The 12508-nt window shown below is 32.5% G+C and carries 15 protein-coding genes and 1 pseudogene; 4 read left to right on the top strand and 12 right to left on the bottom strand.

Going from position 1 to position 12508, the window contains the following annotated elements:
• Positions 1–615: 615 nt before the first annotated feature.
• The 3 genes from RUH95_RS16175 to RUH95_RS16185 form a co-directional block, all read right to left on the bottom strand.
• Positions 616–756 (bottom strand): hypothetical protein, encoded by a 141-nt coding sequence (locus tag RUH95_RS16175; protein WP_313893933.1) that lies wholly within the window; start codon positions 754–756, stop codon positions 616–618.
• 136 nt (positions 757–892) lie between these two features.
• Positions 893–1768, bottom strand: a complete 876-nt coding sequence (locus RUH95_RS16180) for a GNAT family N-acetyltransferase (RefSeq protein ID WP_313893934.1) — start codon at positions 1766–1768, stop codon at positions 893–895.
• A 257-nt stretch (positions 1769–2025) separates the two neighbouring features.
• The gene (locus RUH95_RS16185; RefSeq protein ID WP_313893935.1) at positions 2026–2460 is read right to left on the bottom strand and encodes a hypothetical protein; all 435 of its coding nucleotides are present in this window, start codon (positions 2458–2460) and stop codon (positions 2026–2028) included.
• A gap of 147 nt (positions 2461–2607) precedes the next feature.
• Between RUH95_RS16185 and RUH95_RS16190 the strand changes: the two are divergent.
• Positions 2608–3442: pseudogene (locus tag RUH95_RS16190) on the top strand (tyrosine-type recombinase/integrase).
• Between the two features lie 76 nt (positions 3443–3518).
• Here the strand turns inward: RUH95_RS16190 and RUH95_RS16195 are convergent.
• The gene (locus tag RUH95_RS16195) at positions 3519–4139 is read right to left on the bottom strand and encodes a class I SAM-dependent methyltransferase (RefSeq protein ID WP_313893936.1); all 621 of its coding nucleotides are present in this window, start codon (positions 4137–4139) and stop codon (positions 3519–3521) included.
• A 191-nt stretch (positions 4140–4330) separates the two neighbouring features.
• Between RUH95_RS16195 and RUH95_RS16200 the strand changes: the two genes are divergently transcribed.
• The gene (locus tag RUH95_RS16200) at positions 4331–4909 is read left to right on the top strand and encodes a hypothetical protein (RefSeq protein ID WP_313893937.1); all 579 of its coding nucleotides are present in this window, start codon (positions 4331–4333) and stop codon (positions 4907–4909) included.
• Between the two features lie 279 nt (positions 4910–5188).
• Here RUH95_RS16200 and RUH95_RS16205 read toward each other — a convergent pair whose 3' ends face one another.
• The 7 genes from RUH95_RS16205 to RUH95_RS16235 form a co-directional block, all read right to left on the bottom strand.
• Positions 5189–5341 (bottom strand): hypothetical protein, encoded by a 153-nt coding sequence (locus tag RUH95_RS16205; RefSeq protein ID WP_313893938.1) that lies wholly within the window; start codon positions 5339–5341, stop codon positions 5189–5191.
• A 116-nt stretch (positions 5342–5457) separates the two neighbouring features.
• Complete coding sequence (locus tag RUH95_RS16210) at positions 5458–6150, bottom strand: DUF5694 domain-containing protein (RefSeq protein WP_313893939.1); 693 nt, start codon at positions 6148–6150, stop codon at positions 5458–5460.
• Positions 6151–6314: 164 nt separating this feature from the next.
• Positions 6315–6851, bottom strand: coding sequence for a nucleoside/nucleotide kinase family protein (locus RUH95_RS16215; protein WP_313893940.1), 537 nt, complete (start codon positions 6849–6851; stop codon positions 6315–6317).
• A 113-nt stretch (positions 6852–6964) separates the two neighbouring features.
• Positions 6965–7222: a hypothetical protein gene (locus tag RUH95_RS16220; RefSeq protein ID WP_313893941.1), complete on the bottom strand. Its 258-nt coding sequence runs from the start codon at positions 7220–7222 to the stop codon at positions 6965–6967.
• 85 nt (positions 7223–7307) lie between these two features.
• Positions 7308–7556, bottom strand: a complete 249-nt coding sequence (locus tag RUH95_RS16225) for a hypothetical protein (RefSeq protein WP_313893942.1) — start codon at positions 7554–7556, stop codon at positions 7308–7310.
• Between the two features lie 114 nt (positions 7557–7670).
• On the bottom strand, positions 7671–7907 hold the full coding sequence (locus RUH95_RS16230; RefSeq protein WP_313893943.1) for an ATPase: 237 nt from the start codon (positions 7905–7907) through the stop codon (positions 7671–7673).
• A gap of 186 nt (positions 7908–8093) precedes the next feature.
• Positions 8094–8528, bottom strand: a complete 435-nt coding sequence (locus RUH95_RS16235; protein ID WP_313893944.1) for a hypothetical protein — start codon at positions 8526–8528, stop codon at positions 8094–8096.
• 911 nt (positions 8529–9439) lie between these two features.
• Here RUH95_RS16235 and RUH95_RS16240 point away from each other — a divergent pair.
• Together RUH95_RS16240 and RUH95_RS16245 are read left to right on the top strand one after the other, a co-directional pair.
• Positions 9440–10219, top strand: coding sequence for an acetoin reductase (locus RUH95_RS16240; protein WP_313893945.1), 780 nt, complete (start codon positions 9440–9442; stop codon positions 10217–10219).
• Between the two features lie 219 nt (positions 10220–10438).
• Entirely contained in the window at positions 10439–11077 is a 639-nt protein-coding gene (locus tag RUH95_RS16245) for a GntR family transcriptional regulator (protein WP_313893946.1), read from the top strand.
• 538 nt (positions 11078–11615) lie between these two features.
• Here the strand turns inward: RUH95_RS16245 and RUH95_RS16250 are convergent.
• Positions 11616–12398, bottom strand: coding sequence for an MBL fold metallo-hydrolase (locus tag RUH95_RS16250; RefSeq protein WP_313893947.1), 783 nt, complete (start codon positions 12396–12398; stop codon positions 11616–11618).
• Positions 12399–12508 lie beyond the last annotated feature (110 nt).

The raw sequence follows: 12508 nt of genomic DNA on the forward strand, positions 1-12508 counted from the left end.
GGTTAAAATGGCTTCAGCAAGTGGCGAATCGATGAAATCCAGGTTCACAAATAACGAAATTCAAACCATGTTAGAAGAATCAGGTTTGCTTATTTAAGAACATTTGACACCTAATGCAATACAGGAACTTTTCTTTAGAGATCGTACAGATTATTTATGTGCTTTTGAGACAGTCCATTTTATCCATGCTGTAAAGAGGTAATATATAATTTTAAATACTTTTCATTGCCTCAATTATTGAGCGGTATTTTTTGTTTTTCTTATTGAAGTAAAGCCCCTGTTAGTTTAAGTACATCTCTTCACAAACTCTGTAAATTAAGCCAGCTATTCTCCATTTGTATATCTATTGTCTCCCATCATTTAGTTAGAACTTTCTCCTGGTTTTGCATTTGAATTAACTGCTTTCTAACTATTGTTATTAATTTTCTTATTTCTCCTGTCAACTAATAAAGCAAAGGCGATAATAATAAAAAGAATAATAAGAATTATTAACCAAATCAAACTTATCTCTCCTTTATTGACAGTATATTCGAACTTAAAAATACAATCATTTTAAAGGATTTTCTTATTCAACTAAAACGTTGCGCTAGTTGAACAAGAATAGCTTAAAAGCAATCATTGTTTTCTTTTTCTAAATAGTATTAGCCCCATAATAATTAGAATAATAGAAATTAATAAGGCTTGACCAATTCCAATTGGTGTAAAAAAACTTAAAAGTAAAATAAGAATTCCTAGTATGATTAATCCGATACCCATTAAATTTTTCCACCTCTTCTCTTTTTTTGCTACCATTATCACACAAAAGATTCTTCAACTAAACTGCACCGTTAGTAAAAAAGCTTTACTTCTTATTGAAGTAAAGCACCCTCTAGTTGAAGAAGAAAAGCGAAGTTTATAAAGAATTTTTAAGACGATGAAATGATTTTGTTTGAGCAAATGGTTCAAACCCAATAGACTTGTAAAATTCATATGTTTTAGGAGAAGTACAAACAACAATGGCCGTGTTTGCTCCCTTATCACGCAAAGCATTAAGAGCTAGCTTACAAACGGAACTGCCTAATCCCATTCTCCAAAATCTCGGATCCGTTCCCACAGGCTCCAGTAAACCTACTTTATTAATTTCATCAAACCAAATTAAACAAAATGCTGCGAACTCACCATTAGGGGATTCTATTACCCAATCAAGAGAAGAATCGTAAGGATATGTATTCATAACATTCCGGTAGCTTTCTTCTGTGACTCTTGATCCCGAGAATGAAGCCCTCTGTACTCCCACTCTATTTGTTAAATCCCCGCCCCCCTTGATATGTCGTGCTTTAAATTCATTTGGCAAATTTACAGGGAAATGACAACTATCTAATGAAATTTTTGAGAGGACTTCAGGAGTTTCTTCTAATGGGTTGAATAAAGAATCTTCTAAGGCTGAAATAAGATGAGACTCCGTTTCAAGAACGGTTACCCTTTGTTCATTGGTTTCAGTTATTTTTTTAAACCAACTAATTACATCCTTGGATAATTCAGTGAAATTAGGGTCAACTTGAAACATTAAACTGCCAGGTAGTTTTACCCATCCCCAAGCCACTGGTTTTTCATCCATCTCCCAAATTGCAGTAATCCATTCATCTTCACGCCCAGCGTGTCGATGGCGTTGCCAAGCTAAATCGCCAATATGGTAATTAGATTCCAGTGTCCATATAGCTTGTGTAAGTTTCTGCATTCGTTTTAAATCACTTGAATCTTTATAAGTTCGAATTACAGGTTTACTCATTTATTTAATCTCCTCGATTCTTCTTGGTATTTGTAACCAGCTTTTCGATATTCCCCCTTTTGTCTTCCCTGTAAAAAAATCGTATTTAATCATCTTAAACTTACTACTGATGGCTGCTAAAGATTTCTTACTAATGCCTTACTTTAACAAGATAAGAGTAGACCCTTTATTAAACTAAACTGCTGCGTTAGTTTAATAAGAGAGAAGACCTATCTAAGTAGCTCAATGATCTTCAAGTAAAGCACCGTTCAACAAAGTTACTTACTATTATTATGCAGATCAATTGACTCTTCAAAGTCATCCCATTTTACATTTACCTTTATAACTTCATCTTCATGTACTTTTGCCCCGCCTCTTGAACTACCTGAAGACGAGAATGTTCCTGATGATGGAGGTTCCGTAAACTCTTCAATGCCACTCCCATGACCACTATTGGTTTCATAGGAGTATTCAAGTTTTTGTAATGAAGACAACTCTTCTAAGGAACCTTTGTATTTTAATATAAACCTAAAGTCATCTTCGTTCGCATAAGTTTTTTGTCCGTCTCTTTCTCCCCATTTTTCTGTCCCATTATAGGTGTATTCAGCTTCCCAATGCTCACTTTCCCCACTAAATATATAAGCAATGAATGTTGTTTCTGAACAAGATGTTAAAAGCATTAGTGTAAATATTAAAGTAATTATTTTCTTCAAATCAACTCTCCCCCTAATGAACATTAAATTGAATTATCTCCATGACACACTTCTAAAAATACCTCTTATTTAAAATACATCCTATGTCTATAATTCTATTAAGTTGGCAATAATCCTTTTAATATTACTATTTTAGGGGGAATCGAATTGTTACTGTCAAAAGCATGGTCCTCGTTTGAAGCGGATGAACGAATAGAGGGCTTTTCACTACAAACGTTAAAAGCCTACGGGTTACAATTTTTGCTACTAATCGATTATTTTAAGTATAGAGAAATAGAATCACTGGATACAAATCAACTGAAGGAATATCTCTCTATAGCCGGCAAACATTTAAAACCGGCCAGTCTTGCACACCGAATCCGCTTTATGAAATAATTTTCCCGTTGGTCCCATGAAGAAGGCCACCTGAGTAAAAATCCAACTTCCAAAATTAAAGAACCCAAAGCAGGTAAACGGATACCCAAGTATTTGACTGAAACGGGAGATAGAACACCTTCGTGAATCTTGTCATTCTCCTATGGAAAAAGCGATTTTTGAATTCATGTTTTCTACTGGTTGTCGTATCGGAGAAATAGTTGCGTTAGAAAAGAACCATATTAATTGGTCCAATCAATCTGCTATTGTTAGAGGAAAAGGAGACAAGGGAAGGGAGGTATATTTTAATACACGCTGTGATATATGGCTTAAACGCTATATTGAAAGTCGTTATGACCATAATTCAGCTATCTTTGTCACAGCAAGACAACTACATAAAATGAGTGTCGCTCAAATGCGATACATCATTAAACGAATCTCTAATCGTGCAGAAATTAATAAAGAGATTCACCCACATCAACTTAGACACAGCTACGCAACTCATTTGATGAATAATGGAGCCCCTATTGAAGTCATACAAAGTCTTATGGGGCATGAGAAAAGTGAAACGACTAGGATCTATGCTCAATTAAGCGGAAGGTTAAAGAAAGAGTATTATCAGAAATAATTTTATATATAAAGGAGTAACGTCATTATGACGTTGCTCCTTTTGACAAACGCACCCGTTAGTTGAAGAAGAACAATCAATTTATTTTAGAAATTATTATTTTTCTATACATTCCATTCATCATAATTGGTATATCTTCTTCTACTTTTATGCTTTTATTTTTTTTAGGGATTAATTCTTCAAAACTCCGACCAATGTCCGTTCCTAATACTTCAATAATTGGTCTTAATATCGTCTTTAGTAACGAAAGTTTTTTATTTTTAGGTGCAAATTTATCAAAAATGATTATTTTTCCTTCGTGTTTTAAAACCCTTGTGATTTCTTGGAAACACTTATTAGCATCAGGTACAACCGAAAGGATAAGACTTGCTACCACATAGTCGAAGGAATCGTTGTCAAAATCCATATTTTGAGCATCCATTTCCAAAAATTTTATCGTAGTATCCTTGAACTTTATTTTTGCCTTTCCAAGCATATCTGGCGAGTAATCAATTGCTGTTATATCTAAGTTAGAAAAATTGATTAACTCTAAATCAGCACCCGTTCCTACACCAACAAACAAGATTTTTTGTTTATTATCGAATGGGATTGTTTGGAATATTTGTTTTCGAGCACTTAGAAATATACCTGAATTAAAAAACTTATCATAAATTGGAGAACCAATCTTATAAATAATTTTATTCCATGAATTGTTCAAATCACTACACCCCCATTTTTTTCTTGTTCAACTAAACTGCACCGTTAGTTTAAGTGTAACATTTCACAAACAAAACAATCTCACGAAAAATCAACCCTAGCCTTTAACATAGCCATTATAAAAAGAAAATATTAGGTTTGGATGAATCTAATTATAAGTGAGAATAATTATTATAGAAAGTAGGGGATAATATGAAAAAAGGTTTAATGGTTATACCCATGGTTTTACTAATTGCTGCAGGTTGTAGTGACGAAACGGTAGATGTGGTAGAACAAAGCAATAAAAAAGAGGACACAGTGGTGGTAGAAAAAGAAACTCCAAAAGAAACAACAACTGTTGAATCTGGTACGACGAAGAAAGTAGCGAAAGATGAACCAAAAGAAGTGACGCCAGCTACAGGTAGCGTAGAAGATGGCGAACCGATGGATGACATTTCAGAAGAGGACTACCTTAAATCTTATTATGACTCAGCAGAAAAAGTGGGGTACGTTACCAACATCGAAAAAACGAATGCTGGAAACCAATTAACAGTGGACTTTGCTGAGTTTGTTATTGATAACTCACATGATGTTGGTTTTTATGTTGCAAATAAAGAAGTAGGGAAAGTTATAGTCATTGTGGGAGATAATGTTCAGTTGTATGTGTTGAACGGAACTGAGCTATCAGTTACTTCAATTGAAAATATAGCAAATAAAAAAGGAGCGCTTTTTGCGTTTCTTTATGATGATGCTAATAAACTGTTCATGATAGAAGAAAAATATTTACCTTAAGTACTAAAAAAGACCTTTATGGTCTTTTTTCTATAACCAACAACTTATATAAGAAAGAGAAATATTTTTCTGGAATTCTATTAATAAAAAGTTATGTTAAAGGTAAAGGTTGATTTTAAATACACATAATAAATGAGCTAGGATATTTTCTCCTGGCTCATTTTACTTTGATATTGTTTTTTACTAAAGCACCCGTTAGTTGAATAAGCACTTTCTCATTTATTACACGTTATGGTCGAAATGTGTCCATAGTTTACTTCATCGTTTACTTTGTATTTTTTATTTTTTATTTTTTCTAAATAAAAATGTAATTATTATACCTACAATAAGAATCATAATAGCCGCTTTTTCGCCAACAATATTTTGTCCATACAAGAGAACTGGACTAGCAACCATAAGTATACCAATAAATCTAACAATACTATTAATCATCTATCGTTTCACTCCCATTTTCTTCATAAACTAACCTGCCCCATTAGTAAAAAAGGCTCTACTCCTTCTTGAAGTAAAGCACCCGTTAGTTGAAGAAACACTTTACTTTTTCTTCATCAATGAACACTGTTTTGAAATGGATTTATTACATTCCAACCATTTCCCTCGAAAAATTTCTTTAGCATCCATAAATGGTCCATTCCAACTATAAGTAAAATGCGCTCTTCTGTATCAATTGCTATCTCAGTAACGTTTTTAAAAATTATTAATTCTCTCTCAATCCACTTGTTTAAATAGGAAACACCAATAAATTCATTGTTATTTTCAACAGTTACGTAAGACAGATATATTTTTTCTGTTTCTTGAACTAGTGCTTCATCGTTTATTTTCTTATATGTATTTAATAGATTCGAATTCAAAATAATATCTGTTAATTTTTCGCTATAAGTACTGAATTTATCACTAATATTTGGATAATCACTTAGAATTGCTTCGTTAATACTTATTACATCTTCCTGAGTGAGCTTACCTTCCCAATTTACCGCAAATATTTCTTGATGTTGAAGTTTTCGGGCAATTCTAAATCCTAATTGTTCAATTTCATTTATTGCATAATCCCCATTTTGCTTTTTATACAAATCATTTAATTGTTGTTGTTCTTTTCTTTCATACTCAACGGCAATCTTTGTTGGTTTATATTCACTTAAGAAGTCGACTATTTCTAGAACTTCTTCTCCTTTTCCCTCTATTACTTGTTGCAATGCTTCGAAATGAAACGTTCCCACAAGCAAGATTTCTTTCTTACCCATTTTATTCCTCCTATCTAATAATTATCCTATCACTCATTGATCCTCTTGTTTCACTAACCTGCCCCGTTAGTAAAAAAGGCTTTACTTTTTCTTGAAGTAAAGCACCAGTTAGCACAATTACCAACCACCAAGAAAGTAGTCGTATTAAATCAAGTTTTTCCTATTTACTCCAAACTATTAGAGATAATATTTACAATTTCAGATATGGATAAAGTCCCATCGACAATGATTTCAGAATTTGGTTTTATCGTTATTAACATCTCAAGATAACCCCGTCTTCCTTGCGAAATATAATTTTTCATATCCATCAAAATATTCTCAACAGAATTATTCTTAAAATCTCTAGTTACTCGACGTGCCATTGCGATATCCAAAGGAGTATCAATAAACACAGCTAAATCAATGAATTTACTTGTTTTAGAGTGTTTATAAGCAAACGGAAAGTCCAGCACAATGTAATCTAGCGATTCAGTAAGTAACGTCTCTAAATCCCTAATAAAAGGAGCCAAGTTCCACTCGTCATAATTAGCTCCATTGTCAACCCAATCTATAATGTCATCAGGACCATCAAAATCATAGTCATCAAAAAAAAGTGTTTTAGAATTTTGTAATCTTTCGTTTAGGTGTGTCGCTATTGTCGTTTTTCCTCCACCAGAAACCGAAGCTATGGCAATAACAAGTGGTAGTTTTCCTTTTTTCATAAAATCCCCCTCATTCTCAAATGGTCTTCTTTCACTAAACTGCTTCGTTAGTAAAAAAGGCTCTACCCCTTATTGAAGTAAAGCACCCGTTAGTGAAATAAGAATAACTTATATTATTTCTTCTTATTAGGATAAATTAAGTTATTTTCTACAAAAATCCTACAGTTAATTTTAAAAAAACCACCCATAGCTACTTTAATACTTTTTCTTTCATCATTACTTTTTAGTTCACCATTTAAAATAGCTCTTAAAGCAAGTCCAAGATTTTCATCCTGTAATTGTCCGTTTACATATAGCTTTTCTCCTGAAAACCAGCTGTTCACCACTTGAATATGGTGACCATCGTGCATAACTTCAAATGTTTTTTTCATATTAATATTAACCTCCTTAAAGTATCTTCAAGTAAAGTATTAAATTTCCTTGTTAAACTAAGCACTCGTTAGTTAAACAAACCATCTAACCTAAATATACAATTTCGCCATTTTCTTTTTTTGCACGAATCGTGATTTTCCCAACACACTGCTCTGGATTGTTATAACCACTTTCAACTTCTTCAAATAACGTAGATAATAGAGTTTCTATTTCACCTAGTGTTGTATCTTTAGAAAGTTTATGTACACCCATTAGTTCAACACCTTTAAAAGCGTCTTCTATACCCTGAACTTCAATTCCTCCAAATGCTTTAACTTCAATTTCTATTTTCATGTATATTACCTCCTTAGAACTTTAATACATTTACGAATTAACTTTAAAATTGTTTCACTACCCTATAGTTCATAAAGAAAAAAGGCTTTACTCCTTCTTGAAGTAAAGCACCCGTTAGTTCAATTTCTTGTTTCTTATTTTAACGATTCGTTCCACACTAAATCCAACTACTAACCCGATAGCAATTGGAAGTAATGCAATTTCTGCATCAAGAATCGAACCGTCTTTTAATGGCTCATTTTGAAACACTTTGAACTCTAATGCAGCTATATTAAATATAAAGCCTATTACATAAAGTAATACCATTGTTCCTAATGATGATAATAGTGGAAGCAATAAACTTTTATTCATAAAAGACCTCCTTTTTATTAAATAAACCTGCATAGTTAGTTTACCGTGAAAAGCTTCTCTAAATGGTGCCCCTTGTTCTACTAAAGCACCCGTTAGTTTAACAACATTTATTTACAAACTGAAGTATCTATCAAGGGTAAAAAGAAGGTAATTACATCTTTTTTTATTTATAACTGTAAACATAGGCTATTTACTTGTTAATATTAACTTTCGTGTTTTAGCATCATATATTTTATAACTAATTTCAAACATATGGTCTTTTGTAACTGTCACCTCACAATAATAAGGGATTGACTTTCCATAAGCATCAAGTGCAGGAATATCTCTGAAACTAAACACTTCATCTGTATTAAGCATTTTAAAGTCCGCTTCAGAAGTACGACCTGATGAATCTATTTCGATAACACATTTCCCACTGACGACATCATATTCCTTTAGCACAACATATTTAAGGCTTGGGAGAGTAATCACTAAACATAAAACACCAAGTGATAAGGCTACAAGGATTTTACCTACATTTAATATTGTGTAATCTTTACCACTATACATAGCAATAAATGTAAATACTGCAACTATTAATAACAAAACCCCAGTAATTAGTATCGCATAATACATTAACATTTTTTCACTTCCTTTAACAATTAAATGGAATATTATATTACCTCTTCTTCCACTAAACTGCGGCGTTAGTTCAATAAGAAAAAGAGTTACCTATGGCAACGCCATTCTCTTTTACTAAAGTGCACCGTTAGTTTACCAAAACTACTTGTTTATTTTTCATCAAATCATTGATTTTTATTTTTTCTACTTAAACCAAATACTGTGGAAGAGAAAATAAATATGGCTGTACATAACCACATAGTAATTCCGTTCCATTGTCCACCAAAAAGAGTTATATTAGTTAAAATTATAATTTGCATCAAACAAATTGAAATATATAAAATTATGTTATATCGAATATGTTTATCCCCCTTAAATTTTATACGATTAAGAAGAGAATAAGTTACATTTTTAATTCAAAAAATACATATCTGCTTATTGAACTAAACTTCTGCGTTAGTTCAATAACTTCAACAAAAAAACGAATTCCACATCGGGAATTCGTTCTTTTTTCATTATACTAATTCCAACCACGCCACAGCTTCCCAATGCCATGAGTGCTGAGCATGGACAATTTCAAACAAGAAGATGTAGTAGAATCGCCTTACTCATTTTAAATTACGTAAAAAGAGTTTATCCTTTAACCGTTCACTTTTACCTAACATAAATTAAATTTCAAAAAAAATAAAGATTAAGAAAATTTGGTAAGTTAATTAATAGGTATTATTTTAACAATTGCAGTGAAACAAAACAATTGAAAATATAGTCATTCTATATTACTATTTAGATGTTATAGATTATCGATAATATTTTATGTATTAAAGTTTTACTTTAGCAATAGTTAATAATTTGCCCATTATGTCGATTATCGAGTAGTTTTTAGTTATGTAATCTTATAACATCATATTTTTTATTTTGGGGAGGATATATCCATGAGTAATCAAAAAGTAGCTGTAATCACAGGTTCTGCACAAGGTATTGGTAAAGGTATTGCTGTGCAATTAGCAAAAGACGGCTTCGCTATCGTACTAAGCGACTTAAACGAAGAAGTTTTAAAAGCAACAGAACAAGAGTTTAAAGATCAAGGAGTTAACGTAACTTCATTCGTAGGTAACGTAACTAAACCAGAAGATCAAGAAGGCTTAGTTCAACACGCTGTAATCACATTCGGTAACCTTGATGTATTTATTAACAATGCAGGTGTAGAAGGACAAGTTGCTCCTTTAACAGCCGTAGATCCTAAAGCTGTAGACTTTACTTTAGATGTAAATATTAAAGGTGTAATTTACGGTATTCAAGCTGCTGCTAACCAAATGAAAAAACAAGGTACTGGCGGTAAAATCATTAACGCTTGTTCGATTGCAGGTCAACAAGGCTTCGAAATGTTAGGTGTATATTCAGCTACAAAGTTCGCAGTTAAAGGGTTAACTCAAACTGCCGCAAAAGAACTTGCACCATTCAAAATCAATGTAAACTCTTATTGCCCTGGTATCGTAGGAACAGGTATGTGGGAACGCCTTGACGAAAAAATGATGGAGCATATGGGTACGAAAAAAGGTGAAGCTTTCGAGAAATTCACTCAAGGTATCGCATTAGGCCGTCCTCAAACTACTGAAGATGTAGCTCATTTAGTATCATTCTTAGCGTCATCAAAAGCAGACTACATTACTGGTCAAAACATCTTAACTGATGGCGGTATGATCTACAATTAATCATTTTGTTTGTAGTATTGAACGAATAAATATTGTTTTCTTTAAATAACTCTCTTGCTTTAGACAGCAAAAATAAAAACGGATGTGGAAACAAGCAGTTTTCCACATCCGTTTTTTTGTATAAACATTTGACAATACTTTCAATAACAATTTTAGCTACCACATCTCTACACTGAAATATGTTAAAATAAACGATAATAAGTTTATTGGAGTGGTTTAATGGGGGTTAATGAAAATCCTATTTCGAAAAAAACAATTTCGGACCAAATAGCAGAAAAATTATTATTTCGTATATTTTCTGGTTACTATGAACAAGGTCAGCGCTTAGTAGAAGCGGAAATCGCAAAGGAGTTACAAGTAAGTCATGCACCTGTGCGTGAAGCTCTTTACTTGTTACAAAAAGATGGTGTAGTGGAAAAGGTACAGCATAAAGGAGTAAGGGTAAAGACAATCTCTGACCAGGAGTTGAAAGATTATTTAGAAACACTTTATGCCCTATTAGATGTTGCACTTACAAAGTGTGAACCAAAATGGACAAGTGATATACAAAGCGAATTGTTACTTCGTTTTGAAGAGATGAAGCAAAAAAAATCTGCTGAAAATATTTACGAATATGTCCTTTCGTTAGCTCACTTGTTAAAACTGTTTTTCGAAGTTACAAACAATATTGCAATGCTACGATTCTTTAACGAAACGATTTTCGTTACAAACGTTGCTGCACAGACAAAATGGAAAATAGAACTTCTCGAATCTTACCACCATTCTATACATACGTTCGTTCAATGTATAGAACTGTCGGATTTTGAAAAAGCCCGCGCTGCTATTAAAGACGTCATTTTATGGCACCATTTCGATTAATTTTAAATAATTTAAAAAGCATAGCTAATAAGGTGCTAAACCTCCTAGCCATGCTTTTTTTATGTTAACTTTGAAATTAATTATAGTTTGATTGGCTCCTGAACTAGCTTGTCTGTTCGTACAGCTTATCCGTTATATAGGAAAGTGCTTGAAAATATCTTCAAATATCACTCTATTTCTCAATCTAATAAAACGTCATTACTTCACTCTTCATTAAAAAAGACCAAACCCTCTAAATTTAAGTTTGATCTTTTCATAAATATTAAACTAACTCCAGCCAAGCCACCGCTTCACAATGTGGTGAGTGCTGATGGTGGACAAACTATAATTCAATTAGATGTATTAGAGTTCACCTTACTACCGATTAAATCTGGTACATCTACTTCATTAAATCCTTCCCTATTTAAAAAAGCTATGTTAAAGGTAAAGGATGATTTAAAATGCACATAAAAAACGAGCTGGGAAATGCATCTCCAAGCTCATTGTATTTAGATTTTCGTATCTTTACTAAAGCACACCGTTAGTGAAATAAGTACGGTTAAAAATGCACACTAAATCCATTGAATTTATGAATACCTGTACCAAATTTAGTTAATTCATTTTCTCTCAAAAACTTAACTGCATTTTTTACTTCCTTTAAAATTTTTGGCTCAAGCCCTAAAGTGTTATGTGAACCATAAACCATCGAAACGTTTGGAATCTCTGATATTCTTTCCAATGAATTTACTAAATCATAAGGATTTGTAGAAGGATAAAAAGCATATATAGGGGTTTCATCATAAAGTAAATCTCCCGTAAACAAATACCCGTTTGTTTCATCGAAAATGGATATATGACCAGGAGAATGCCCTGGAGTATGATAAATAATTAATCTTCTATTCCCCAATTCAATTACATCGCCATCTTTCAATAAGCCTGTAGGTTCACCTTGAAATGGTTGATATTTATCGGGATTAAACGTTTCTGGTGTAGGCAATGTTATATCTCTACTAATATCTTTTCTTATTTGTTCTATTGACAAGCCTTTAATTCCATTCACTAACCAATCTTTATCGCTTTCATGGACATAAATTATTTCATATTGTTCATGACTTCCGATATGGTCAGTGTGAACATGAGTAGTGATGACTTCAATTGGTAAAGTAGTTAATTGGTCTGTTATTCTTTTTATATTATCGATTCCAAGTCCTGTATCGATTAGTACCGCTTTCTCTGTACCCAATAATAAAAATGAATGTACTTTCTCCCAATGTCCGTATTCACTGATTGCGTATGAATTTTCATCCAATTGTTTAATTGTAAACCACAAGTCATTAATCATTAATAGCCTCCAAAATGTTATGTCGTCGCTTTCTTACTTCTTCTTCAAAACAATCCAATAATCCTTTGCAAATAAGATAGCTTCTTAAACTAAACTGCTGCGTTAGTAAA

The organism is Psychrobacillus sp., from assembly GCF_032154225.1.
Taxonomy (GTDB): domain Bacteria; phylum Bacillota; class Bacilli; order Bacillales_A; family Planococcaceae; genus Psychrobacillus.

What these genes read in the sequence shown, in the direction of transcription:
- RUH95_RS16175 (WP_313893933.1), bottom strand. Translation starts at nt 756, where the DNA reads ATGGGTATCGGATTAATCATACTAGGAATTCTTATTTTACTTTTAAGT.
- RUH95_RS16180 (WP_313893934.1), bottom strand. Translation starts at nt 1,768, where the DNA reads ATGAGTAAACCTGTAATTCGAACTTATAAAGATTCAAGTGATTTAAAA.
- RUH95_RS16200 (WP_313893937.1), top strand. Translation starts at nt 4,331, where the DNA reads ATGAAAAAAGGTTTAATGGTTATACCCATGGTTTTACTAATTGCTGCA.
- RUH95_RS16205 (WP_313893938.1), bottom strand. Translation starts at nt 5,341, where the DNA reads ATGATTAATAGTATTGTTAGATTTATTGGTATACTTATGGTTGCTAGT.
- RUH95_RS16210 (WP_313893939.1), bottom strand. Translation starts at nt 6,150, where the DNA reads ATGGGTAAGAAAGAAATCTTGCTTGTGGGAACGTTTCATTTCGAAGCA.
- RUH95_RS16215 (WP_313893940.1), bottom strand. Translation starts at nt 6,851, where the DNA reads ATGAAAAAAGGAAAACTACCACTTGTTATTGCCATAGCTTCGGTTTCT.
- RUH95_RS16220 (WP_313893941.1), bottom strand. Translation starts at nt 7,222, where the DNA reads ATGAAAAAAACATTTGAAGTTATGCACGATGGTCACCATATTCAAGTG.
- RUH95_RS16225 (WP_313893942.1), bottom strand. Translation starts at nt 7,556, where the DNA reads ATGAAAATAGAAATTGAAGTTAAAGCATTTGGAGGAATTGAAGTTCAG.
- RUH95_RS16230 (WP_313893943.1), bottom strand. Translation starts at nt 7,907, where the DNA reads ATGAATAAAAGTTTATTGCTTCCACTATTATCATCATTAGGAACAATG.
- RUH95_RS16235 (WP_313893944.1), bottom strand. Translation starts at nt 8,528, where the DNA reads ATGTTAATGTATTATGCGATACTAATTACTGGGGTTTTGTTATTAATA.
- RUH95_RS16240 (WP_313893945.1), top strand. Translation starts at nt 9,440, where the DNA reads ATGAGTAATCAAAAAGTAGCTGTAATCACAGGTTCTGCACAAGGTATT.
- RUH95_RS16245 (WP_313893946.1), top strand. Translation starts at nt 10,439, where the DNA reads ATGGGGGTTAATGAAAATCCTATTTCGAAAAAAACAATTTCGGACCAA.
- RUH95_RS16250 (WP_313893947.1), bottom strand. Translation starts at nt 12,398, where the DNA reads ATGATTAATGACTTGTGGTTTACAATTAAACAATTGGATGAAAATTCA.